Consider the following 24,045-nt stretch of genomic DNA (forward strand, 5'->3'; position numbering starts at 1 on the left):
CCAACTATATCAAGCTATTGTATATTAAAAAATATACAAATCTATTTAGAATTAAAGGACAGATTGATTAGCTGAGGTGATAGGATGTACCACTTACCGCGTCCGTACACGGCGAGTTCCAAGCCTGCCTTCCGGTACATGGAAATTTACGAAACGATGAAACAAGACATTATTTCGGGCGTTCTGCCGGAAGAACATCGTCTGCCTTCCATTCGGAAACAGGCTGAGTTTCTGTCCGTCAGCACCACACCCGTCGAGCTCGCGTATCAGCAACTGATTGCCGAAGGTTTTATTGAGAGCCGGCCGCGAAAAGGGTACTTTGTCGTCAAGCTGCCGGAAAGCTACGGGAAATTGAGCCTAAACAGCAGCCTTAGTGAAGGACAAGAACAAAGTCAGAGAACCGGGAACAGTCCACTCGCATCTTCCGCGGTTGAGCCTGCACCTCTTCCGAAGCGAAAAGATTGGACATACGACTTTCATTTGTCTAAAAACGACTTCAGCCCGTTTCCTTTTTCCATCTGGAAAAGGTTATTCAACCAGCTGTTTCAACCGGAGACCGGAGACTTGCTGTTTTATGGGGAAGCCCAGGGGGAGGCAGGTTTGCGCCAGGAAATTGCGTCGTATCTTCGCCAGTTTCGCGGCGTCGTCTGCCACCCCGACCGGATTGTCGTTGCGGCGGAGCAGCATTTGCTTATCCAGTTTCTGGGGCAAATGTTGAAGCAGCACGGCGACACCGTAGCCGTTGAGGAGCCCGGGTATCGAATCATCCCGGCAACCTTGCGCGCCATCGGATACCACGTACACCCGATCGCGCTGGATGAGGAGGGATTGCGTCCCGATTTACTTCGACAGAGCTCTGCAAGGATCGCCAGCGTCTCCCCCTCTCACCAGTTTCCGCTAGGTATCGTCATGCCGCTCACTCGCAGACTCGAGTTACTGGAGTGGGCTAAGAAAACTGACGGATTTCTGATCGAAGACGACTACGGCGGGGAATTCCGTTACCAGGGCAAGCCGGTTCCCTCTCTCCAAGGACTCCTACCGAACGATCACGTTATCTACCTTGGAGGTTTCTCTCAGGTACTGGCTCCGGATTTTTGCATCCATTACATGGTCCTTCCCGAACGATTGGTTCCGTCCTTCCATGAAATGCGGCGGGACATCATGTTCGAGGCCTCGGCTTCACGAATCCATCAGCGTACCCTGCAATTGTTTATGCAAAAGGGCTACTTCGAAAAGCATGTCCGGAGAATGCGAAACGTGTACCGTAAAAAGAACCAGCAGTTGACGGCCTCCATCCGAAATCACTTCGGAAGCCATGCCGATATCCTTGGAGACAGCGCCGGACTGCATATCATCCTGGAAGTCCGGTCGCCGCTGCCGGAGGCTGAACTGATTGCGCTGGCCGATCAGGCCGGTGTCCGGGTCTCCTCCGCCGCATTTTTTTGGAACAAACCAGAGGAACGCATAGAAAAACGCTTTATGATCGGGTTCGGAGGCATCAATATGAACCTGATCGACGAAGGCATACGTCTATTACGAGACACGTGGGCACCCCATTTGCTTTGATGAACGCTAGACGCCATTCCTCGCTCTATCAATGTTCGGTTCAAGTCGTGTTATTTTGTTATTACATATACTATAATTAATGATAACAAACGCATACAAAGGAGATCGTTATGAGCTTTCAACCTAATTTCGTCTGGGGCGCTGCAACGGCCGCTTATCAAATTGAAGGGGCGGCAAGAGAAGACGGCAAAGGCTTGTCCGTGTGGGATATGTGCTCCCAAATTCCCGGATTCGTGAAAAGCGGGCACACCGGAAATACCGCTTGCAATCATTACTATCGTTATAAAGAAGACGTTCAACTGATGAAGGAAGTCGGGCTCCAAGCCTACCGGTTATCGATTTCCTGGCCGCGTGTGCTGCCTGAGGGAACCGGAAGAATCAACGAGAAAGGCCTTGATTTCTATGATCGCCTGATCGACGAGCTGCTTGAGAACGGCATTGATCCTTATGTAACCTTGTTCCACTGGGACTACCCTCATGAATTGTACAAAAAAGGGGGCTGGCTGCATCCCGACAGCTCCGACTGGTTCGCGGAGTACACCCGGGTCATCGCAGACCGGCTGTCCGACCGGGTCACCCATTGGTTCACGCAAAACGAGCCGCAATGCTACCTCGGGCTAGGTCACTTTACCGGAGAGCATGCGCCGGGGCTCAAGCTCGGCATGGCCGATTTCCTGCAGGCGACGCACAACTCGCTGCTTGCTCACGGTAAAGCGGTTCAAGCACTGCGCCAAACCTCTAAACAACCATGCCAAATCGCCTACGCACCGGTGGGCATCACCTCTTTCCCGGTCACGCCGACACCGGAAAATATCGAAGCCGCACGAGCACGAACCTTCGGCATTACGGATCCGGGCTTCTGGATGAATACGTGGTACATGGACCCGGTATTCCTCGGGAAATATCCGGAAGACGGACTGCGCGTATTCGAGCCTTGGCTGCCGGAAATCAAGCCCGGCGATATGGAGACCATTTGCCAGCCGCTGGATTTCCTGGGTCTGAACATTTATCATGGAACTCCCGTGCAAGCGGGGCCGGACGGACAGCCGGAAATCATCGGCAATGCGGTCGGTCATCCGGAAACGATGATCCGCTGGACGGTAGCCCCGGAATCGCTTTATTGGGGACCGAAAATGTTCCACGAACGATATGGGCTGCCGATCATGATCACCGAAAACGGCCTGTCGAGCATGGATTGGGTGAGCCTGGACGGACAGGTGCATGACTCTCAGCGGATCGACTTCTTACACCGCTATTTGCGGGAATACCGCCGGGCTGCAGCCGAAGGCGTGCCGCTCAAAGGGTACTTCTGCTGGTCCTTTATGGACAATTTCGAATGGGCCGAAGGTTACCATGAACGGTTTGGGCTCGTCCATGTCGATTACGCCGACGGAAAACGGACGATCAAGGACTCCGGCCGCTGGTACCGTTCGGTGATCGAGAGCAACGGCGCCGACCTGTAAACCATCCAATAATGAAGCCTCCGAACTCATCCGTATGGGATGAATCGGAGGCTTTTTGGTCCCCGCTAAAATGTTTATTCCATTAAAGCGTTATCACCCAGAATTTGCCCTTGATCTTATTCCGGTTAAGCTCAATAATTAGGAACTGAACTTACTTTTTTACAGTAAATTGAAAGGTGTACACCATGAATACAACTCCAATCATCTCTGAAAAACCGGCCGTAAAAGAACCATTTCCGGTCGCTCTACTGTCCCTGACTGTCGGATCGTTCGCCATCGGCATGACCGAATTTGTAATTATGGGACTCTTACCAAATGTTGCGGACGACCTGCATGTCAGCATTTCTTCGGCAGGGCAGCTGATTACCGCTTATGCCATGGGCGTCGCCATTGGGGCACCCATTTTGACACTGCTGACCCAGCGCATTCCTCAAAAGGGATTGCTTTGCCTGCTGATGATCCTGTTCATTCTCGGCAACGGGATATCGGTCTTTGCTCCGACCTATGCCGTACTGATGGCGGCGCGGATTCTGACGGCGCTGACACACGGCACCTTTTTCGGCGTCGGTGCCGTTATAGCCGCCGGACTTGTCCGGCCGGAGAAGCGTGCCGGAGCCGTATCCATCATGATGGCCGGCCTGACCATTGCAAATATCGTCGGCGTCCCCCTTGGAACATTTATCGGACAGCAGCTCGGCTGGCGGGCTTCCTTCGGCGCCATCGCCCTGATGGGCGTAATCGCCTTGGGAGGAATCCTGCTGTTTGTACCGCAATTGCGCCAAGAGCAGCAAAGCGGCGTAGCCCAGCAAATTCGCGCACTGCTCCGTCCCAAGCTGCTGCTGTTCCTGCTGATCGGAGCGCTCGGCAACACGAGTCTGTTCGCTGTCTTCACCTATATCGCCCCTTTGCTCCAGCAAATCAGCGGCTTTGCCGAGCATAGCGTCACCTGGATTCTGGTGATCTTCGGCTGCGGCGTAACGCTCGGTAACATGATCGGAGGGCGGCTTGCCGACTGGAAGCTCATGCCTTCCCTGCTCGGGCTCTATCTAATGGTGGCTGTCATTTTAGGCGTCTTTACCTTTACTATTCAGAGCCCTGTCCTTGCGGTCATTACAATCTTCTTCTGGGGAGTTGCCTCCTTCGGCGTAATGCCCGGCCTACAGGTCCGAATCATGAATCTGGCCCAAGCGGCCCCTGCGCTTGCCTCGACGTCCAGCCACTCGGCCGGGAATTTCGGAAACGCCGCAGGCGCTTTTATCGGTGGGCTCGTAATTACCCATATGGGACTTGCATCCCTCCCTTGGGTGGGAGCGGCGATCGTAACGCTGGCTCTTATCATTGGTGCCATCAGTTATGCCCAGGAGCGGAAGCAAGGTAACGGAGCCGCTTAATCGGAATTCTCCGGAAATTTCCTATCACAGATAAGGCCCGCTTAGGGCCTTTTTTGTCTGTTTGACCTCCAAAAACGCCCCTTATTTCTCTAATCTCTCATTTCACAGTAAATTAATTGACCGCATCCCAGTATATGGATATATTAGTGGTATACCAGATATAAATCCTCCAATGCATTACTAGTAATTTTCATATCCTTGGTATGAGAATGACTCTAGGAGTGGTGCCATTGAATTCTCACTCGATTCTATCGGAATTGAATTTATTTATGAAACGTAATGAGCTTAGTGTAAGTCAATTAGCAAAGAAACTGGATTTCAATGTAGGAACGGTTAGTTACATATTAAGCGGTACACGTAAGCTGACGATTGATCAGTTGGACTCCATTACTGAGGTGCTGGGTTATCCTAGAGGCCATTTTTATACCAACTACATTCGTGAGTACCTGGATGGGAATCGCTCCGATTGGCGCCGCATCCGCCCTCTGCTATTAAATTGCGCAGAACTGGACCAGCTGGACTGCATTCAGGATGTCGTAAATTTACTGCTGGATCATTTGATTTATGCCGGACCCCTGTTTGATATGGCAGAGGAATTATTCCAGGCCGGCAATTATAAAGCAGCGGAAATCCTCTATGAAAATGTGGCAGACAGTGAGCGGAAACAGCATTCCGAGCGGTTGGCGATGTGCCAGTATCGGCTGTTTAAGATCCGGGTAGGAAAAGATCAAATGCTGAATTTCAAAACCGTCTGTCAATTTGAACCTTACGTAGATCGACTGGATGAAGTATTTCAAATTGAGGCCCTTAAGGATTTAGCCAATGTGTATCGATCTCTTCAACAGTGGGACAATGTAGAAACCTTCACCCGAGAGATGGAGATCAAGGCCAAAATAATATATTTCCATGAGCCGCGTGCCGAGAGATTGCTCATGGAGTACCAGAACAAATTAGGCAGGCCAATGTTTGTATATATCGCTTATGCGAATCTTCTTTATGCCTGTGTTGCCGAAGGTAGGGGCGACTACGAGCTGGCCTTGAAATACACTTATGAATATGCCGATTTAAGCTGGGTAAGGGAATCCGACAACGATGCGGAACATTGGAAACATCTATTTGCTGAATGGGCACAAGCCAACACCTATGCAAATCGGATTATGAGCGGAGATTTCAGTGTACTTTGGGATTACGTTAATTATATGGAAACGAGACCTGAGGAATTTCCTACTGCCTTATTAAATATGTTATTCGCCGCAAATCGATATCATTTCGACCTGGATTCCGTTCTGCTTAAATTTGATTCAGAAATCAAAGCATACGTTCCAATAACAAATCATCTCTACAGGAGCGAACTTGTCTTTGATGACTTCGCCAAATTTTTATACGAACTAACCCTTTATTATCTGCGGACGAATAATTTCGAAAATGGTTTTACAAGTTTGTTACAAGGTTTGGATTTTTCAAGTAAAATAAATAAAGAACAGCATATCCTGAAGTATATTGGGTTATTTGAGGAATTTAGAAATCAGGCATCCAGTGAAATACACTTATCATATAACCATCTTATTAGAAAGGTGTGTGCGGCTGTATGAAAAGAAGAATGGCAGCTTTATTAGCAGGTGGCTTGGTTTTAGCAGTTGTATTCCTTGTATCAGATCCTATTTTCACTACACTTAGCCAACACGGCAGTTTTTAATTAAAGTCCCCTACATATCCAATGAGTCGAGCACGATAACGAAGAAACCTCCAAATTACTTGGAGGTTTTCTTCATTTTAACGCCTATCTCCCTCACTCCGCCTCCCGCAACCTTTCCACAATCGAAGCTTTCGACAGCCAACGATATGCAGTCAGTGTAATGGCGAGAGAAATCACAGCCAGCAGCGGGATCGCGGAAGCGACGGGCCATACGGACATATGGAACACCGTGAATGCTAGATTCTCGGAAATGGTTTTGGCAACGACATAGGTCAGGTACAATCCGGCGGTGCCGCCGATTAACGCGACTAGCACAACTCCATATAATCCTTCGTAAATCAGCGTCTTCTTCAACTGCTTGCGGGTCATGCCCACGCTCTCCAGAATCGCGAACTCGTTGCGCCGGGTAATGATACTCGTGATAACCGTGTTGATATAGTTCAGGATACCGATTAGCGCAATGATGAGGCTGAGTCCGTAGCCGATTGTTTGGAAGACACGGATAAATCCGTCCATCTCTTTTTTGAAATCTTCCCGGGACTTCATCATCAAATCCGGATTGGAATCGACCATACCCTGGACCGTACTTATCACCTGTTCCAGCTTGGCGGGATCAACATGAAGAGTGGCAGACAGGATGCCGGGGTTTTCTACCGAACGGGCAAACTCCTCCGCCGGAAAATATACCTTGAAGCCCGCAACGTTATACGACTGGGTTCCTGCCGCATAAAGCGCATCCGACTTTAGCACCGCCATGACTTCATAGCTTTTGTCCATGCTGTCCAGCTTGATCCGGTCGCCGGGCCTATAATAGGCCGCATACACGTCATTCCCTCCGTCCAGTAGCGCCTCTGTAACCAACACGTAATTTCCGGTGGCAAATTTCTCGCGATCAAAACTACCTGAAACGATATCTCCTTTTTGGATCACATCGTACCATCCCGGATCGATCCCATGAACTTGTAATTCAATACTTCCCCTATCCAGAATGGACGTGAATATCGGAATTTTGGGGTCCTCATTGACCGCATACGGTTCAAGCGTCTGCCTGATGGTTTTATTTATTTTTAAAAGATCGCCTTGAAAATAAACCTTATCCGTACTCTTTACCCCGTCAATAGCCCCCAGCGACTTGACGATATCGTCCGTAAGCGCGACGGTCCCCCCCTCCGAGTAACGTTGGCTTCGATCCGGCATTTCCTTCACGACGATATCTCCCGAAATAAAGGTGCTCAGGTACTTATTCACATCGAACGATGAAATCACCGTATAGATAATGCTGAACAAGATCAAGCTTACCGATAAAGACGCCAGCATCAGAATCAGCTTCTTTTTATGTCGGAGCAGGTTAGCCAGAGCCATGCGGGACAGCTTGGCCCCTTGCGTTGACCGCTTCGTCTTTTTGCGGCCCGTGTCGTTCAGTCCGGTAAATCTTACGGCTTCGACGGGCGAGATGCGCGAGGCGGTGCGGCCGGGTTTGCTGGCAGCGATCCGAACGGTAAGATAAGAGAATAGCGCAGCGCCTATGAAAATTAGCGGACTTATCGAATATACGCTTTCCTCCTCCAAGGAGGAGAAGGTCTTCATCATCGGCATTAGCCAAAGGCCGACCCCGTATCCCAAAGCAAGTCCGATCGGCAGTGCGATCAAAAATAACCGGTTCGCCTGCATCGTAATGATCTTCCGGAGCTGCCTTGGCGTCGTTCCGATCGTTTTAAGCAGGCCGTAAAACTTAATGTCCCGGACCACAGAAATGTGAAAAATATTGTAGATGAGCAAATACCCGCTCAACATAATGATCAGGATCAGCCAGACATAAGGCAGTACATTCATAGGATCCTCGAAAATTCCCACGCTGGAGTACGCCCAGTTCACCCCGTAATCCGCCTTGATGCCGGTGTCCGACATCACTTTCTTGATTTTGTCCTCAATGCCGTAGGAGTTATTGAACATGACATCCAGACGCGTTGTGTTTACATAGGTGCCGGTTTGCCTCGTTTGCTCCGGATCGATATGTGAGAGGTTCTCCTGGACAAAAGCTTCCGATAAAAAAGCCAGCCCCGACATGGCGAGGTACTGATCCGCTTCATAATACCCGGACAAGTCAAAGGTTTTCGACACCTGCTCGCCGTTAATATCCATATCCAGATGTACCTTGGCCCCCAATTGATGAGGCACACCGAGCAAATCAAGCGCCCAGGTGTTCAGGACGATTTCATTTTCGCCTTCCGGAAGTTTGCCTTCCTCTAACCGGATAAAGCTGTGCTTGGCCAGGCTCTCGTCAATCTGATTGATCTCCAACTTTGAGGCACGAAATTCCTCATTCACGCCATACCCGATGAGTACGGCTCTCCCATACTGTTTAATGGAAGGATGCTGTGCCAGCTTGTCGGCCTCTTCCGCGTTCAGGTATTTAAAACTGCCGTGGAAGTCGCTCCCCGCCGTCCTCATCTGCGTCTGTTCCATGGACCGGTTAATGCTGAAGCCCATCGTGAACACCGACGTAATTAACAAAGTCGTCAACACGACGGCACAGATAATGATCAGGTTACGCATCCGATTGGTTCTAAGGCTCCGCTTGGCCAGCCGGGTAACGGCTTTTCCATAATTGGTCGCAATGTTCATAGCCTACCTCCCCGCTCCGCCGGCTCCGGGACGGGGTGCAATCCGGCCGTCCTCGATCCGGATAATCCGGTCCGCAGTTTGGGCAATTTCCTCATTGTGAGTGATCATCACTATGGTCTGATTGAACTTTTCGCTGAGCTGCTTCAGCAGAATCATCACTTCCTGGCTTGTCTTACTGTCCAGGTTCCCCGTAGGCTCGTCCGCCAGCACGATGGACGGCTTCGTCGCCAGCGCTCTGGCGATCGCTACCCGCTGCTGCTGCCCCCCCGACAAGCTGGACGGTAAATGATGTACCTTCTCCTTCAACCCTAGCGCACCAATAATCCGGTCCACATGCTCCTTGTCCACCCCGGTGCCATCCAGCTCGATCGGCAGCACAATATTTTCATAGGCATTCAAGATCGGAATGAGATTATAACTTTGAAACACAAAGCCCACCGACCTCCGCCGGAATATGGTCAGATGCTCGTCGTTCATGGCAAAAATATCATTGCCGTCCACATGCACTTTCCCTTCCGTCGCGCGGTCCAGGCCGCCCATCATATGCAAAAGCGTGCTTTTGCCGCTTCCGCTTGTTCCGACGATTGCTACAAACTCGCCGCGATCTACCGTGAGCGATATTCCATCCAGGGCTTTGACTACCGATTCGCCTTTGCCGTAATATTTTTTCAATTGATCGATTTGCAATATCGACATTCGTATTCTCCTCCGGGTTTATTGATGTCAGCGTTACATAAATAAGAGTCCGCACCTGACGGTACAGACTCAATATAGCAAATCAATCTGACACCCCGGTGTCCGAAATATAACGGAATGGTCATATTGTCTCCTCAAAGCGCAGGCAGGAATACCGTGAAAACGGAGCCCTCGCCAAGCACGGAGGATACCTTAATGTATCCGCCTTGGGCCGTGAGGATTTCACGGGTCAGGTACAAGCCGATACCGACGCCTTCGTAATCCGCCGTTCTCGGGCTGCGATAGAACCGCTTGAAGACGGCATTCCACTCGCCTTCCTCAATGCCGATGCCGGTATCGGCGATGTCGATCCGGGTGAACATCTCGTTCGCCCGGGCGGTAACGGAAATCACCCCGCCGGTAGAATAGCTGTATTTCACCGCATTCTCCAGCAGATTGAACAGCGCCTCCGCCGTCCACTTCGCATCATGCCTCGCCGTCGTACCGGGATCACAATCGATCCTGATTTCGATTCCTTTTTGCTCCGCCGCGGCATAAATCTGCGAAACAGCCCCCGATACCGTTCCGATCAATGGAGCGAGTTCCGTATGGATCGCTATGACGCCTGTCTCCAGCCGCGACATTTTGATCAGGGAACGAATCAGCCAATCCAGCTTGCCCGATTGATCCTTAATCCTTGCAATATATTGGCGGGTCTCTTCATCGAGTCCCTGGGTTTCTCCGAGAAGATCGGTGTACAGAACAATGTTGGTGAGGGGCGTTTTGGTCTGGTGGGAAATATCCGAGATCAGCGCCTTAATGCTGCTCTTCTCGGCCTCCGCCTTTCGTTTATGGGTGTTAGACAACTCGACATAACGCATAACTTTGTGCTCAAGAGAGGAAACCCGGCTTTCCGTATAACCGGTTTGCCGCGGCTGTCCGCCCATGGCCCGGTCCATCATCTCGTTTAGCGCCGTGACGGTTGCGGATGCCTCCGACCTCATCGTTCCCACAAGGAGCCCCCCTAGCAGAAGCAATAGAATAACGAACGCCGCCGAAGCCCATCCTACCGCCGTATCGAGGCCGGTAAAATACGTCACGGCTCCGATATATCCTGCTGTCACCAGCACGAAAAGCCCAGCAAATACCGCATATATGACACCCCAGCGGGAATCACTCTTTTTTCTCATCGCCCGCTCCTTCAGTCCATACATAACCCAATCCATAAACGGTTTTAAGATAGACCGGCGAAGACGGATCGTCTTCGATTTTGGCACGCAGTCTCTTCACCGTAACCGTCAGTGCGTTCTCGTCCACAAATTCCGCTTCCCGGTCCCAGATCTGATCCATAAGCTGCATTCTCGTCAAAATCCGGCCCCGGTTGGACACCAGCGCCTTGAGCAATTTCTGCTCCGTTTTGCTGAGAGACAGGCTGCAGCCCTGTTTACGGAATTCCATGTTCCCAAAATCGAGCTCAAGCGGACCGATGACCAGCTTCTCCTCATAGAGCGAACGGCTTCTGCGGAGCACCGCCATCACGCGCGAGCGCAGCACCATCAGGCTGAAGGGCTTCGTGATATAGTCGTCGCCGCCCAATTCGAAGCCCAGCACAATATCGGACTCCATATCGTTGGCCGTCAAAAAAATGACGGGCACCTGCGAAGTCCGTCTGATTTGTTCGCAAAAATCCAGCCCGCTTCCGTCCGGCAAGTTTACATCCAGCACGATCAAATCGATGCCGCCTTGGGCAAACCGGCGTTCCGCCCCGGCCAAATCATAGGCTTGTTCGATCGCGATTCCGTCTTGCGCTAAAGTAAGGGCGATCCCTTTATTCAAGCTAGTGTCATCTTCCACAATGAGCAACGTAGTCATGCGCAGACTCTACCTTCCTTCTTCATTGGCCTTATTATACACAAAGTTCCATTCCCGTGAAGCATCATCCGTTTCATTCCTAATTCCCGTAATACCTGTTCTTCAAACGAATTAGATGCATATTTAGTTACACAAAAGCCCCGCACCACGCTTGGCATTATCGATAATACTCATGCCAAGCGTGATACGGGGCGAAGCCGCATAACTCTATTCGGTTAATCAAACAAACTGCTGCTTACCCGGCCCGAGGCACGGTCTACTTCCAGCCAGTCACTGGTGGCGGTGTGTTCGTCATCTTCCCCGTTTCGAACAAGCTCGTAAAAGTGAACAACCACGGTTGCTTCATCCGAGCGGTCAACCTCCAAAATAAAGATCGACCCGATATTGTCTTCTCCCCGGGCGTTATTAACGTACCTGGTCATGTTGTTCAGTCCAGTTGCAATATAGAAAGCCTCTTGCTCACTTAATTTGTACTCCTCCGTATTCAAAAATCCCGGCTCGCCCTCATCAAACTTCTGCATTTCCAAACCGATGAGCCGATCATGGTAGGATTTGCGGAGCACCCTGTAGACAAGATCCTCATCCGCTCCCAAGGACTGCAGCTTATCCCGGTTATCAGCCACATTGTAGTCTGCCGCCTCCCCCAAATTCTCCAGGCTTCGGGTCGGAATATCATACAGAGCCAGATGTCGCTCCGCTAACTCGCCCTTATCGAGAGTGTTTTGAGACTCTACAAGCAACAAAAGCCGTGTGTCGTCGAGTTCGAAGGTATAAACGTCGGAATAACCGCTGCGATAGGCTTCTGGCAGCCCGATCAATTCATATAGCTTCGTTAGAAACGGGACCTCCTCGCCATCGGAATTCGATAAGTAGTAAGTTCCCTTTGGCTCGGCGTTCATGCCTCCATATTCTGTGCCCGGATAATCCACAGTCAACGAATTTTCCGTAAAACGCAAAGAGACATCCTTGAACTCCTCATCCTCCGGCTTGAATTCGGACATGTCAGCGTCCCATCCGAAATCAAATTCCATAGCACCGTTATGGTGGCTGAATCCCCTGACGACCGACAAGCTTAAATGATACCGGCCCTGTTCTGCGGACAGAGCGGTCACTTCAGCGAAACCCACATTTATAGGACTGTAATCTGAAATCAAGTATCGTCCAGGCACCACGGTCGCAGCTACAGAATCCGGAGCTATATGATCCGGAGCTATAGAATGCGGGGCCGGGGAATCCCCGGCCCCTTTATCACGCGAACACCCTGTTACCACGATCATTAGCGCCAATGATAGCAGGAGGGCGGAAATTAAGCGGAACCCTTTTACTGACTCCGAACTCCAGTTCATGTTCATCAAGAGAGTCTCCCTTTATCTTTTTATCCTTGCGAGTCCGCCGAAATGTTCTCCTCCTCTGCTCCCAACTTGTTGGATACCTTCTGATAGATGTAGGAAATCCCCAGCAGCACGACTCCGAAACTGAAATAAGCCACAATTTTGCTGCCCGTCGACATCAGGTTCAAATCGAACAGCAGCATTTTACCGGTTGAAAGCAGGGTCAAGCCCAATCCAACCCGCCGGATCACGAGATATTTATGCCGGAACCCGTAAACGATGTATCCGATCGCAAGCAGCAAATACGTCAGGCTAAACAGCCATCCGATATGCCCCAGCCTGAATTGCACGCCAAGGAATGCCGTAATCGTACCGAACAGGTACACCGCAAGAATGACCGGAATCCATTCCCGCATCCCCATTTGTTCTTCAAAAATGCTGATGATCAAATCGCGTCCGCTGAAAAAGACCAGTAAATTAAAGCCGATCAGAATCACCAGGGCCATTATATTCTCAGCTGAATTATAGGAACCGGACGGATTTAGCGCCGGGATCGTAAAGGTGACCGCCATACAAGCAAGATATCCGATACTGTACAAAATACGGGTGTAATACTTGACGAAACGATCATAGAGAACCGTTGTCTTGGACAAGGCGTAAGCCGCAACCAACGTGACGGCGCCGATCAGGAGCACTCTGTAGAAGTCGTACAGGTCCGCTCCCCCAGGCATAAGCCGTTTATAGATACGGCCAGTTTCATACAGAAGATACAGCCAGGTATTGACGAGCGCCACATATTTCATAACTGAAAGCAGAGTCGTTTCTCCCGAACCGTAGCGTCTCGCATCTCCCGCATCCTGCAGCCGAATGGCATAGAACAAAATGAGCCCCAGCAGCCCCAGCGAGACAAAGGTGTACTTCCAGGAAAAATCAAGCGCGTCCTGATTAAACAGGCTGACCCAGGAATCGACCAGCAAGAAGGCGCCAAGGCAAAGCCCCACGATCCCCCAGCCGATCCGCTCCAGCTGCTTGTAACGGTAAAGGTGGCCGAGTACCGACAGTAGAATCCCCTCGATTAGCCATGCCAGGGACATATAAGCAATGCCGAACTGGAACGGAACGATTAGCAGTGAGAACGTAAGCGAAGTTCCGTAGAACAGCAGTCGGGTTTCTTTTTCCGGCTCCAGATACTTGCGGGACATCCGGGCAAGCCCAAAATACGCCGCGCAGAATACCAGTGCCAGCAAGCCCCTGAGATGGTTCCAATCCGCACGCTCCAGCAAGCTGTACAGGGTCGCGCAATTGATGACCGTATTCAGCGTGAGCAGGGCGAAATCCCACCAGGAGAGCTTGGTTCTATTTCTAAACGGAACATACAAGGTAATGCCCAGATACATCAGGAACGTAACGACGGAATACAGCATGCCTACCGCCGGAAGATCCGCAATGAACACGAGCACCAGCATCGACACGATGTTAAAAACAAAGCTTATGTAATTGACGACCAGCCAATGCTTGCGGAATGAAATGATCAGAATCAGCGCATTCAACAGGAAAAGGTAGCCCATCGAGACATATACGGCGCTTCCTTCCAGACCGTATGCCGCCATGTAAGAAAAGAAAGGCAGATATCCGCCTACCAGCCCGAAGGAACAGATCGTTCGGGATTCATACCTGAGCGACAGCAAAATGGCCGTGGCCGTGATCAGGATCGAAATGGCCAGCGCCACAAATAAACTGAGGATTTCCAATAAAAAATAGCTGTAAAATACCGATCCGTACAATACCGAGATGCCTCCGCCGAGCAGCCCCAGCGCGAAGACCTGTTTGTTTTTCCGGAACAGCCATGCTCCGCCGGCCAGCATCAGCGCCCCTAGCAAGAAGATGACTCCACCCTTCATATAGTCGTTGAACCAGGCGGAAAAGGAATATCTAAAAAATGTGCCTACCGCCAAAATGATGAGCAAAATCGCCAGCTTGTTGATCCAGCTCATTCCGATTTTCATTTCCAACCGGTTCTGTTTCATCCGGCGCTGCATCGTCTCTTCGCTAACGCCTTCCGTTACCAGCTGCTCATATCCCTGCGCCGCTTCTTGCCGGATTTTCCGGTCCTCCTCCAATACATGCCGGCGATGGTCCGCCATACGGTGGTTCAGTTCTTCCTGAAACTGTCCCAGTTTGGCGGTGATGACCTCCTTATCCGCACCCAGATGTCTCTCCGCTTGCTCGTAAAGCGCATGCATCCGTTGTCTGGCGCCATACTCCACCGCATCCAAACGGTTCATATGCCCAGGCCCCGTAGTTGCAAAATAAGTCTCCAGCTTTTCCCGCGACGCTTTAATCAAATTAAGTTTCTCGTCCAGAATCTGTTCGGAGAGGGCGTGGCGGAGCCCGCCGTTTTCTTTTTCCAAAACATGCAGCCTAGCCTCCAATACGCCGACCCGCTGCTTGTATTCTTCATACTCCCGGCGCAGCTTCTCGTTCTCCCTTACGGCATCGTTGGCTTCAAACTCGGCCATAAGGTCCTGATATTCCTTGCTCAGCTGATTTTGTTTATCTCTGATGGAACTGAATCGATCCCTAAAATCCTTCATCCCTTTCCTCCATTACCGGCTTGATGTTTTATTTATTTTACTACAAAACCGCGATCTTTCCCTTGATTTTACAAAAATGTTTCTTGTCGAGTTCTTGCGCACAAGCACAGGGTCTAGTATAGAGACTGGACTTCAGTCCTGCCGGGATTGCGACATCCGGCCGGTTTCATAAGCCCCGGCAGTCGTTATACTGAAGACGGCATTACGATATGTATAGTGAAAGAGAGGATCAAAAATGCAGCCTGCGAACGTCACATATTTAAAACGGTTCATTCAATGGGCCTGGATGGGCTGGGAGCAATGGTTCGACCGTTTCGGCAGGGCCCGCTCTCTTTATTCCGGGCATTACGGCATATGTAAAATGTTCGTGATCAAATACCATGGGCCGAGCATTGCTTGTCAGGATGGGACCTTGATCCGTACGGGCGATTGGATCGGGGAGCTCCATCTGGACAACCGGTTCATTCTGGATATGCTACGTACCCACGATGCCAACCAGGTCGCGCTGCGGGTAGCCCGGCTGACGCGCAGTTCCATGCGCCAAATCAGCGAGGAAGTGAAAAATCTTCCTCAACTTAGGCATGTAAAAGCACTGCAGGGGATCACCTTGCTGCACAGAGGTATTACCCACGGATTAGGTTTTGAAACGCATCCTCTGAAACAAGGCACCTTCCGGTCACTGACCACCTCTTACTTACGGCTGCTGCTTACGGTTTTCCACCCGCGGAACGGAGCCCGCATCGGCCCTCATGCCGAGAAACTGATCCCCCTGCGGCTGGTAATGACCCGGGCAGCGTTGATCGAACGATTCTCCCCAGCACCTAAGACGGCGTAAGAAAACGTCTACCCGACGTACCTTCAACCGCTGAACACATATAAATTATTTGAAAGCTAAAATAAATACTTAGAGCTATACAAGGAGCCCCGCAAAGCGAGGCTCTTTGTCGAAAAATGTTCCACGTGGAAGAATTATGTCGAATTATGCAATTAATGAGGAAATTTTTGGTGCCGAGTCTGTTGCGGAGTTCTAAAGCGGAGTTTTATATAGGTAAATTTTCGTCCGGTACATATCTCTGCAAGTGACCACCCGTTCCGGCGTCCAGCCGGGAAGCGCGAAGCAAATACTGATCACGTAGGTTCCGGAAGCCAGCTTTTCACGAAAAATCGGGTCAAGCCGGCTCATCGCTCCGGGATATAAATAACAGAGGACCGCATCGGCTTCCTCAAAGGCATACTCATACAAATCCTTGTTAATAAAAACGGTATTCCGGTTAGACTGCCATCTTGATATCAAGCGGGAAACCGCGAGCGGCACGGGCGAATTCTCGATGCCGATAATATGCCATCCAGGATTAAGACGCGAGGCCTGAATAGCAAGCGTCCCCCAGCCCGACCCGGCCTCAATGATCGTTTCGATGCCGTTCAGCTTGCTGAGTTCGGTAATAACCGCTTGTCGTACGGGGGCCGAGGTAGGCATAGGCGAGATCCCGTTCCTCCAACTGGAGAAGACGATGGATAACGCCGCCAGTAATGCGATGATTAGAAAAAGGCCCGAGAGCAAGGTATGAGCGGAGATCGTCATAGATGTTACAGCCCCTTTGGTTATCACTTAAGGCGAGCACGGAACTGCTGCCGGGCGCCATAATTCCATTCTAAACGGATCTCAAAAAGGATGACAGTGCTGATTGGCCGTTGGTCGCGGTTTAAGGCTCCAGCACCACCTTCCAGTTGTTGTTGCAAAGTGCTGATATCGTCATATGCCGACCGATATACTCCTCGACCAAGTCGGCGGTATCCGCGGAAATCTCCCTGATGACCTCCTTGCCCCGGAACATATCGTAATCCCCGCCCCCGCCTGCCCGGTAGCTATTCATGACGACATCCAGCTCCAGCTCATCCGATAGCTCAGCGCCTTCATACAGCAATCGGATTACCCGGCTTCCCTCAGGCTTAGCCACATTCAATACATATTCGATGCCTTCCCACATATCGTAATTGTAATGCTGGGCTTTCGGCTCCAGATAAACCGGATTCACTTCTAGGTCCCCGTCCTTCCCCACCGTGAAATAACAGGCCGTCTGCTCCAGCGCCGCCCGGATATCCCGTCCGGTCAGCCGCAGCACGGCCAGCGTATTCGGATACACGAAATTCGCAAGCACATCCCGCCGGGTGATGATCTCCCCGAATCCCGGTGATTCCTCGTGAAGCAGCGCCGTACAGGAAACTGTAACGCCCGCCTTCTCCATCTGAACCCGGTTGACGAATTCGATAAAAGGATGCTCCGCAAGCCGGCATCCCAGCGGGCTATCCAGCGTCATGTCGCCCTGGGTCCGCCCGATCGGCTCATCCAGCCACCGCTGCGTCCGCTCCTCCAGCTCCCGGCTCAATGCAAGCAAGGCTGTATCGGCTTCCAGCGGCCCATCGGGCTTCAAAAGCTCCGCCCGCTTCTGCCGGATCGTCCATTGGCCCTGTTCATGGACCAGCTCCACGCTGACTTTGCCGATCGCCTGGCCGTTGCAGCCCGGCTGGATGATCGTCACGCCGCGAACCTCTCCGGCAAGCAGCCGGTGCTGATGCCCGGTGATCAGCACATCGATGCCGTCCACCTCCGCGCACATCGCATACCCCTGATTCTCGCCGGTTAATTTCTCCGCCGCCTCGCCGGTCCGCAAATCCCGCTCGAATCCGCCGTGATAGGCCACAATCATCACGTCCGGCTGCTCCTCCATCCGGATGCGGGGTACCCACTCCTTCACCGTTGCCAGCGCATTATGAAAACGAAGTCCCTGGATGTTCGCGGGATTTTCCCAGTTTGGAACGTAATGCGTGGTGACGCCCAGTACCGCGATTTTAATGCCTTCTATCATTTTAATGAGATACGGCTGGCCAAAAGCAAGCTCCGAACTCCCTTGCATCGTGATTCCGGCGGACAACCAGGGGAACGAAGAATCTTTCATTATTTTGCTGAGCGGTTCAAGGCCGTAATTAAACTCATGGTTACCGGGTACGACGCCATCGTAACCGAGCGCGTTCAGCGCCTCGATCGCAGGATGAACTTCAGCTCCATGCTTTATCGCATACGCAGCTAACGGCGAACCTTGAATGATATCTCCATTGTCCAGCAGCAGCAAATCAGAGTCTTGCCTGCGTTCTTCGCGGATGATGGCCGCCAGTTTCCCAAGGCCTAGGTCTACTTCATCCCGCATCCGGTAATTCGTCGGATAGAGATACCCGTGAATATCGCTGGTCGCCAGCAGTGTAATCGTCTTTGTCTTGGCCGTATTCCTCGTTTCGAACTCGGCTTCCATCTTCATCGGGATCGCCCCTTCCTTAACATTCATCTCAAATTCTAGCAATCAAAATGCAGGTTTATATTAAATTTCTTGAATTTTACAAAAAATTATCATTTCTCTGACGGTCCGTTAATAGTCCAACTTTATAGTGAAACCAGCAAGACCCAATTCATCCAATAAAAAAAGTGGAGGTCATACCATTTGAAAAAGATCACGAAATTAATGATGCCCCTGTTTTTGTCCATTGCCGTAATCAGCGGTTGCGGTGCTAATGAAGCCGCCACCAACACCGGAGGAAAAGCTGCGGCAAATGCCGGCCAGAATAACTCGCAGGGCGAGAACGCCAAGAACAACTCGGCACCGGAAACGACCGGCTATGTTCCAGAGAAGCTGACCGTGCAATTCGTTCCTTCCCAGAACGCCGATACGCTTGAAGCCAAGGCCAAGCCTCTTGAAAAGCTGTTGTCGGACAAAATCGGTATCCCGGTAGAGGTCAGCGTATCGACCGACTACAACATCATTGTTGAAGCCATGGCTTCCAAAAAAGTCGACGTCGGCTTCCTGCCGCCGACCGCTTATGTGCTTGCCAAGGAAAAAGGGGCAGCTGAAGTAATCCTGCAAGCGCAGCGTTTTGGAGTTAAAGACGAGACCGGCGAACCGACGGACGAACTGGTCGATTTCTATAAAGCGATGATCATCGTGAAGAAAGACTCGCCGATTCAAAAGGTAGAGGACCTCAAAGGAAAGAAGATCGCTTACCAAAACGTGACTTCCTCCGCAGGTTATGTATGGCCGGCAGGAAAACTGCTGGAAGCGGGACTCGATCCGTTGAAGGATGTTGAACCGATCACCGTTAAGGGACATGACCAAGGCGTACTCGCCGTACTGAACGGGGATGTCGATGCGGCGGCGATTTTCCAGGATGCCCGTAATGTGGTGAAGAACGATTACCCTACTGTGTTTGAAGATACCCGCGTGCTGACGTATACGGAGAAGATTCCGAACGACACGATCAGCGTCCGCTCCGATATGAGCCAGGAATGGATCGAGAAGCTGCAAAACGCCTTTATCGAGATCGGCAAAGACGAAGAAGGCCACAAGATCATTTCCGAAATCTATACGCATGAAGGCTATGTAAAATCCGAAGACAGCATTTTTGATATCGTCCGTGAATACGGCGAAAAGGTGAAAACGGAGTAAATGATGATTGAAATTCGAAATGCATCCAAAACCTACGCTAATGGAACCAAGGGACTGAACCATATCAATCTGACGATCGGCCAAGGGGAATTCGTGGCCGTCGTCGGATTGTCCGGCGCCGGCAAATCCACCCTGCTGAGGTCGATGAACCGGCTCCACGATATTACCGAGGGAGAAATTCTCATTGGCGGCAAGTCGATTACAGCAGCCAAAGGTAAACAACTGCGTATGATCCGCCGGGATATCGGCATGATCTTTCAGAGCTTCAATCTTGTGAAGCGAACCTCCGTGCTCCGCAATGTGTTGGCGGGGCGCGTCGGCTATCACTCTACCCTGCGCACCGTGTTAGGCCAGTTCCCCAAACAAGATGTGGAACTGGCCTTCCGGGCGCTGGACCGGGTGAACATCGCCGAGAAGGCTTATGTCCGGGCCGACGAATTGTCCGGCGGGCAGCAGCAGCGAGTGGCGATCGCGAGGGTGTTGGCGCAGGAGGCCAAAATCATTCTGGCCGATGAGCCGGTCGCATCTCTGGACCCGCTAACGACCAAGCAGGTGATGGACGATTTGAAGCGGATCAACCAGGAATCCGGTATCACGACCATCGTAAACCTGCATTTTATCGATCTGGCCCGGCAATACGCCACCCGGATCATCGGCCTTAGAGCCGGGGAGATCGTCTTTGACGGCCCGGTTTCGGAGGCGACGGATGAGCGGTTCGCCGAGATTTACGGCCGGCCGATCGGCAAGGAAGAAATGCTGGAGGAAGCCGCCGTATGAATACCCAACCCGAACCGGCAAACCCGCCCTTGAGTCCTGTTGTCCGCCCCAAGGCTCCCGGCAAACTCAAACATTATCTAACCCTGGCCTTTATTCTGCTGCTGATCTGGGGCAGCGCCGCTCAGACGGATTCGACTCTGAAGGAGCTTGTTCAAGGCTTTCCGAATATGCTCGATCTGCTGCGTGAAATGTTTCCACCGAAATGGAGCTATCTCGATAACATAGCGGAAGCAATGCTTGAGACGATCCGCATGGCCCTGATCGGAACGACGGTCGGAGCCATCTTGGCCGTCCCTGTCGCGCTTTTATGTGCGGCCAATCTGATCAGGAACCGATGGATTACCTATCCGGCCCGTTTCGTGCTCAACTTGATCCGTACGGTTCCCGATTTGCTGCTGGCCGCTCTTTTCGTCGCGGTATTCGGACTGGGGCCTTTACCGGGCATGTTCGCCTTGTCGGTCTTCTCGTTGGGCTTGATTGCAAAGCTGACTTACGAAGCGTTGGAAGCCATCGACCCCGGGCCGCTGGAGGCCATGACCGCAGCCGGTGCGAATCTGATCCAAATTATCGTCTATGCCGTAATCCCCCAGATCCGGGCTCATTTCGTATCGTTTACCCTGTATACGTTCGAAATTAACGTCCGCGCCGCGGCCGTGCTGGGTCTCGTCGGGGCCGGCGGCATCGGCCATTATTACGAGGTGACGCTTGGCTTTTTCGAATACGACAAGACTTGCATGATCATCATGTTCACCCTTGCCGTCGTGTTAATCATCGATTATGCCAGCACTAAACTGCGGGAGAAATTGCTATGACGACCAAACCATGGAACGAAATCGCACCCAAGCCGAAAAAGAAGGCTTCCCGTTGGCTGATCTATGCCGCGCTGGCCGTGATTTATATATGGGCATTTGCGGGGATTCCGTTCAACGGCATTAAAGAAACGGCCGGGCAAGTCACAAAAGCGATCTTGTCCGGCCTGTTCTCCCCCGATTGGGATTATGTCTACCTGAGGGACGGCGAGGATTTACTGCGAGGTTTACTAGATACCTTGGCCATTTCTATTTTGGGAACGTTCATCTCCACCCTGCTCTGCATCCCGTTCGCCTTTTGGGCGGCGGGCAACATGAGCAAATTCAGAGCGATATCCGGCTCCGGTAAAATACTCCTTAGCCTGATCCGGACGTTTCCGGAGATCGTGATGGCGCTGTTGTTCATCAAAGCGGTCGGTCCCGGATCATTCGCAGGCGTACTGGCGCTGGGACTTCACTCCGTCGGTATGCTCGGCAAGCTGTTCGCCGATGAAGTCGAACAGATCGATCCCGGTCCGTCGGAGGCGCTGATCGCCGCCGGAGCGACGTGGCTGCAAATATTGCGCTTTGCCGTTCTGCCGCAGGTACTGCCCGGCTTCCTGTCCTACACGCTCTACCGATTTGAAATCAATCTGCGGTCCGCTACCATTCTCGGCGTTATCGGCGCCGGGGGCATCGGTACTCCGCTTATTTTTGCGCTCAGCTCCCGCAATTGGGACCGTGTCGGGATTATCCTGCTAGGGATCATTGTCATGATAACGGTAATTGACCTGATCTCGGGAGCGATCCGAAAAAGGCTCGTGTAATCCGTGAATAGCTGCGGAATAATTCTCCATAATAGAAAGGACTACACGCTTACCAAGGAGGATTTAAGACGCGATGCTGGACAATCTTGAAAGCAACTACGACTGCGCAAGCGCCGGAGACGATCTCCATCAACTCAAGCAGGAGCTTGCGACCCTTCGGGGACAAAACGCCGGGGATCAAGAGTCTCAGGAACGGATCAACCGGCTGGAGAACCAAATCTCTTTTATTATGAACAAATGCGATATTAACCAGTAGCACAGTGACCCTCTTTTCCCCGGCTATCCGGGCTAAAGGGGGTCTTCCTGTGTAGAAGCACTTATTTGAAAATATCACAAATAGTTATATGGTCTTCATCCTGAACATTGTGATACGATTTCCCTTGTGTTCGGCAGCGGTGGCGAAAGCCCCAAGCCCGGACCGAAATTTTCCGCTTCTTGGAGGACACATGGCAAATCTGCAGCCTGCTCAGGCTAAAACAAAACGCAGCATAAAAGTTCTATTCCCGATGCTGACCGTCTTTATCGGTTTTTTTATTTTCGGATTCTCTGAAAATGTGAAGGGCCCCGCGATACCGCGCATCCAGACCGACTTCCATTTGGATGAAATGCAAATCGGGACCCTCTTGTCGCTAAATTCGCTCGGCTACCTGCTGGCTTGCTCCTTTACCGCCTTTCTCGTACGCAAGTGGGGCGTCAAATGGGTCAGCGCTCTTTCGTTCGGCCTCATGGCCTTAACGGGCGTGTTGATGTTCTTTTCCCGTACGTATCCGGCTCTGTCGGGCTCCTATTTTCTCATGTACATCGGCAACGGCATGCTGGAAATCGCGCTGGCGGTCCTGGCCGCACAAATTTTCGTAAAAAACATGGGGACGATGATGAATCTCGCCCACTTTTTCTACGGTCTCAGCTCCATCGTCGCGCCAATGCTCGCCACCGGGCTGATGACGCTTAGCATCGGCGGCCATACACTCGATTGGAGAGGAATGTACCTGATCATTCTGCTGCTCTCCCTCATTCCTATGATCCCTGCCGTGCTCGGCCGTTTTCCCGCCAAGGAACTGGCGGAGGAGGACCGGATTCCGGTCAAGTCCCTGATGCGCGACCCGGTGATCTGGCTGCTGGTAGCAATTCTTTCGTTCGGCGTTATTTCCGAAATGGCGGTCGGAGGCTGGCTGGTCAACTTTCTGGAAAAGGCGTACCACTGGGAGACCGGCGCGGCATCCGGGATGCTGTCCGCATTCTTCCTTTGCTTCACCTTTGCCCGGCTCATTGCGGGCCCGATCACGGATAAAATCGGCTATACCCTCTCCCTCATCCTATTCGCGGGATTTACGGGGATCTGCACCTTTGCTGCCATTCTGGCAGGTGAGCCGGGGGCGGCACTTTTCGCCATTGCAGGGATTGGCATTGCTCCGGTATACCCGACCATCATGGCCTTGATTGCGGATCGATATCGCGGAAACAGCGATACGGCCATCAGCTTTATCGTAACGTTAATGGGGGTAGGCAGCGTCCTCGGCAACTATCTGATCGGAGCGATTACCGACGGAATCAAGCAGCTCTTCATAACGGAGCATGGATCGGAGATCGGCTTGCTGCGCGGCCTCCAAGCCGGGTATGCGTTCATCGGCCTGTGCGCGGTGATCTGTTCCTTCGCCAGCCTGATCCTGTATATCTATTTAAAGAGACGAAAAGAGCTTCTTTAAAAGTTAAATTTGTTCCAAACCTCCGAACATAAGGTCCATCTTGGCCCTTATTTCCCTGAAATCTGAACTTCACCCGAAAATAAGGTCCTTTTGGGCCTTATTTATTTATATTTTGCTAATAATCGTCTTTGAGGCCCCCTATCTGCGAAATAAGGCCCTGAAAGTCCGCTATTTTCCACCACTCGCTGATCATCAAGCAAATAGCGCCCGGAAGGGTCCTTATTTTTTCATCAAGCGAGGG

Annotated in this window: 19 protein-coding genes; 11 read left to right on the forward strand and 8 right to left on the reverse strand. The window is 51.6% G+C overall.

What is annotated here, in order from left to right:
• The first annotated feature begins 84 nt into the window (after positions 1 to 84).
• The 4 genes from pdxR (at position 85) to NYE70_RS16410 (ending at position 6,012) form a co-directional block, all read left to right on the forward strand.
• Positions 85 to 1,566: a MocR-like pyridoxine biosynthesis transcription factor PdxR gene (pdxR, locus tag NYE70_RS16395; protein ID WP_341046926.1), complete on the forward strand. Its 1,482-nt coding sequence runs from the start codon at positions 85 to 87 to the stop codon at positions 1,564 to 1,566.
• A gap of 110 nt (positions 1,567 to 1,676) precedes the next feature.
• Positions 1,677 to 3,029: a GH1 family beta-glucosidase gene (locus tag NYE70_RS16400; RefSeq protein WP_341046930.1), complete on the forward strand. Its 1,353-nt coding sequence runs from the start codon at positions 1,677 to 1,679 to the stop codon at positions 3,027 to 3,029.
• A 185-nt stretch (positions 3,030 to 3,214) separates the two neighbouring features.
• The gene (locus tag NYE70_RS16405) at positions 3,215 to 4,420 is read left to right on the forward strand and encodes an MFS transporter (RefSeq protein WP_290406824.1); all 1,206 of its coding nucleotides are present in this window, start codon (positions 3,215 to 3,217) and stop codon (positions 4,418 to 4,420) included.
• Positions 4,421 to 4,677: 257 nt separating this feature from the next.
• Positions 4,678 to 6,012: a helix-turn-helix domain-containing protein gene (locus NYE70_RS16410; protein ID WP_341046931.1), complete on the forward strand. Its 1,335-nt coding sequence runs from the start codon at positions 4,678 to 4,680 to the stop codon at positions 6,010 to 6,012.
• A gap of 197 nt (positions 6,013 to 6,209) precedes the next feature.
• Here the strand turns inward: NYE70_RS16410 and NYE70_RS16415 are convergent, their stop codons facing one another.
• The 6 genes from NYE70_RS16415 to NYE70_RS16440 form a co-directional block, all read right to left on the reverse strand.
• A complete protein-coding gene (locus NYE70_RS16415; protein WP_290406822.1) occupies positions 6,210 to 8,741 on the reverse strand; it encodes an ABC transporter permease in 2,532 nt (843 codons plus the stop codon).
• 3 nt (positions 8,742 to 8,744) lie between these two features.
• Entirely contained in the window at positions 8,745 to 9,437 is a 693-nt protein-coding gene (locus NYE70_RS16420) for an ABC transporter ATP-binding protein (RefSeq protein ID WP_290406821.1), read from the reverse strand.
• Positions 9,438 to 9,571: 134 nt separating this feature from the next.
• Entirely contained in the window at positions 9,572 to 10,606 is a 1,035-nt protein-coding gene (locus NYE70_RS16425) for a sensor histidine kinase (RefSeq protein ID WP_290406820.1), read from the reverse strand.
• Positions 10,590 to 11,288: a response regulator transcription factor gene (locus NYE70_RS16430; RefSeq protein WP_211023118.1), complete on the reverse strand. Its 699-nt coding sequence runs from the start codon at positions 11,286 to 11,288 to the stop codon at positions 10,590 to 10,592. Before NYE70_RS16430 ends, NYE70_RS16425 begins: the two co-directional genes overlap by 17 nt.
• Positions 11,289 to 11,503: 215 nt before the next feature.
• Positions 11,504 to 12,640, reverse strand: coding sequence for a hypothetical protein (locus NYE70_RS16435; protein WP_290406819.1), 1,137 nt, complete (start codon positions 12,638 to 12,640; stop codon positions 11,504 to 11,506).
• Between the two features lie 23 nt (positions 12,641 to 12,663).
• Entirely contained in the window at positions 12,664 to 15,213 is a 2,550-nt protein-coding gene (locus tag NYE70_RS16440) for a DUF2339 domain-containing protein (protein ID WP_341046935.1), read from the reverse strand.
• Positions 15,214 to 15,448: 235 nt separating this feature from the next.
• On the opposite strand from NYE70_RS16440, the gene NYE70_RS16445 reads away from it, so the two are divergent.
• Positions 15,449 to 16,048 carry a YkoP family protein gene (locus NYE70_RS16445; RefSeq protein ID WP_341046936.1) on the forward strand — a complete coding sequence of 200 codons (600 nt, stop codon included), beginning with the start codon at positions 15,449 to 15,451 and terminating at the stop codon, positions 16,046 to 16,048.
• A gap of 192 nt (positions 16,049 to 16,240) precedes the next feature.
• Here the strand turns inward: NYE70_RS16445 and NYE70_RS16450 are convergent, their stop codons facing one another.
• Both NYE70_RS16450 and NYE70_RS16455 read right to left on the reverse strand, forming a co-directional pair.
• Positions 16,241 to 16,795, reverse strand: coding sequence for a class I SAM-dependent methyltransferase (locus tag NYE70_RS16450; protein WP_290406816.1), 555 nt, complete (start codon positions 16,793 to 16,795; stop codon positions 16,241 to 16,243).
• Positions 16,796 to 16,916: 121 nt separating this feature from the next.
• Positions 16,917 to 18,521: a bifunctional metallophosphatase/5'-nucleotidase gene (locus NYE70_RS16455; RefSeq protein ID WP_341047614.1), complete on the reverse strand. Its 1,605-nt coding sequence runs from the start codon at positions 18,519 to 18,521 to the stop codon at positions 16,917 to 16,919.
• 186 nt (positions 18,522 to 18,707) lie between these two features.
• On the opposite strand from NYE70_RS16455, the gene NYE70_RS16460 reads away from it, so the two are divergent.
• The 6 genes from NYE70_RS16460 to NYE70_RS16485 all read left to right on the forward strand — a co-directional run bounded on the left by NYE70_RS16460 (position 18,708) and on the right by NYE70_RS16485 (position 23,804).
• The gene (locus NYE70_RS16460; RefSeq protein WP_373316685.1) at positions 18,708 to 19,706 is read left to right on the forward strand and encodes a phosphate/phosphite/phosphonate ABC transporter substrate-binding protein; all 999 of its coding nucleotides are present in this window, start codon (positions 18,708 to 18,710) and stop codon (positions 19,704 to 19,706) included.
• A 3-nt stretch (positions 19,707 to 19,709) separates the two neighbouring features.
• Positions 19,710 to 20,483, forward strand: coding sequence for a phosphonate ABC transporter ATP-binding protein (gene phnC, locus NYE70_RS16465; protein WP_341047615.1), 774 nt, complete (start codon positions 19,710 to 19,712; stop codon positions 20,481 to 20,483).
• Positions 20,480 to 21,295 carry a phosphonate ABC transporter, permease protein PhnE gene (gene phnE, locus NYE70_RS16470; RefSeq protein WP_341046937.1) on the forward strand — a complete coding sequence of 272 codons (816 nt, stop codon included), beginning with the start codon at positions 20,480 to 20,482 and terminating at the stop codon, positions 21,293 to 21,295. The genes phnC and phnE (NYE70_RS16470) overlap by 4 nt, the downstream gene beginning before the upstream one ends.
• Entirely contained in the window at positions 21,292 to 22,098 is an 807-nt protein-coding gene (gene phnE, locus NYE70_RS16475; RefSeq protein ID WP_341046939.1) for a phosphonate ABC transporter, permease protein PhnE, read from the forward strand. Before phnE (NYE70_RS16470) ends, phnE (NYE70_RS16475) begins: the two co-directional genes overlap by 4 nt.
• A 73-nt stretch (positions 22,099 to 22,171) precedes the next feature.
• On the forward strand, positions 22,172 to 22,354 hold the full coding sequence (locus tag NYE70_RS16480) for a DUF2524 domain-containing protein (protein ID WP_211023125.1): 183 nt from the start codon (positions 22,172 to 22,174) through the stop codon (positions 22,352 to 22,354).
• A 190-nt stretch (positions 22,355 to 22,544) separates the two neighbouring features.
• Complete coding sequence (locus tag NYE70_RS16485) at positions 22,545 to 23,804, forward strand: MFS transporter (RefSeq protein ID WP_445323800.1); 1,260 nt, start codon at positions 22,545 to 22,547, stop codon at positions 23,802 to 23,804.
• The last annotated feature ends 241 nt before the right edge of the window (positions 23,805 to 24,045 follow it).

The organism is Paenibacillus sp. FSL R5-0407 (assembly GCF_038009185.1).
GTDB classification, from domain to species: domain Bacteria; phylum Bacillota; class Bacilli; order Paenibacillales; family Paenibacillaceae; genus Fontibacillus; species Fontibacillus vini.

What these genes read in the sequence shown, in the direction of transcription:
- pdxR (WP_341046926.1), top strand. Translation starts at nt 85, where the DNA reads ATGTACCACTTACCGCGTCCGTACACGGCGAGTTCCAAGCCTGCCTTC.
- NYE70_RS16400 (WP_341046930.1), top strand. Translation starts at nt 1,677, where the DNA reads ATGAGCTTTCAACCTAATTTCGTCTGGGGCGCTGCAACGGCCGCTTAT.
- NYE70_RS16405 (WP_290406824.1), top strand. Translation starts at nt 3,215, where the DNA reads ATGAATACAACTCCAATCATCTCTGAAAAACCGGCCGTAAAAGAACCA.
- NYE70_RS16415 (WP_290406822.1), bottom strand. Translation starts at nt 8,741, where the DNA reads ATGAACATTGCGACCAATTATGGAAAAGCCGTTACCCGGCTGGCCAAG.
- NYE70_RS16420 (WP_290406821.1), bottom strand. Translation starts at nt 9,437, where the DNA reads ATGTCGATATTGCAAATCGATCAATTGAAAAAATATTACGGCAAAGGC.
- NYE70_RS16425 (WP_290406820.1), bottom strand. Translation starts at nt 10,606, where the DNA reads ATGAGAAAAAAGAGTGATTCCCGCTGGGGTGTCATATATGCGGTATTT.
- NYE70_RS16430 (WP_211023118.1), bottom strand. Translation starts at nt 11,288, where the DNA reads ATGACTACGTTGCTCATTGTGGAAGATGACACTAGCTTGAATAAAGGG.
- NYE70_RS16435 (WP_290406819.1), bottom strand. Translation starts at nt 12,640, where the DNA reads ATGAACATGAACTGGAGTTCGGAGTCAGTAAAAGGGTTCCGCTTAATT.
- NYE70_RS16440 (WP_341046935.1), bottom strand. Translation starts at nt 15,213, where the DNA reads ATGAAGGATTTTAGGGATCGATTCAGTTCCATCAGAGATAAACAAAAT.
- NYE70_RS16445 (WP_341046936.1), top strand. Translation starts at nt 15,449, where the DNA reads ATGCAGCCTGCGAACGTCACATATTTAAAACGGTTCATTCAATGGGCC.
- NYE70_RS16450 (WP_290406816.1), bottom strand. Translation starts at nt 16,795, where the DNA reads ATGACGATCTCCGCTCATACCTTGCTCTCGGGCCTTTTTCTAATCATC.
- NYE70_RS16455 (WP_341047614.1), bottom strand. Translation starts at nt 18,521, where the DNA reads ATGGAAGCCGAGTTCGAAACGAGGAATACGGCCAAGACAAAGACGATT.
- phnC (WP_341047615.1), top strand. Translation starts at nt 19,710, where the DNA reads ATGATTGAAATTCGAAATGCATCCAAAACCTACGCTAATGGAACCAAG.
- phnE (WP_341046937.1), top strand. Translation starts at nt 20,480, where the DNA reads ATGAATACCCAACCCGAACCGGCAAACCCGCCCTTGAGTCCTGTTGTC.
- phnE (WP_341046939.1), top strand. Translation starts at nt 21,292, where the DNA reads ATGACGACCAAACCATGGAACGAAATCGCACCCAAGCCGAAAAAGAAG.
- NYE70_RS16480 (WP_211023125.1), top strand. Translation starts at nt 22,172, where the DNA reads ATGCTGGACAATCTTGAAAGCAACTACGACTGCGCAAGCGCCGGAGAC.
- NYE70_RS16485 (WP_445323800.1), top strand. Translation starts at nt 22,545, where the DNA reads ATGGCAAATCTGCAGCCTGCTCAGGCTAAAACAAAACGCAGCATAAAA.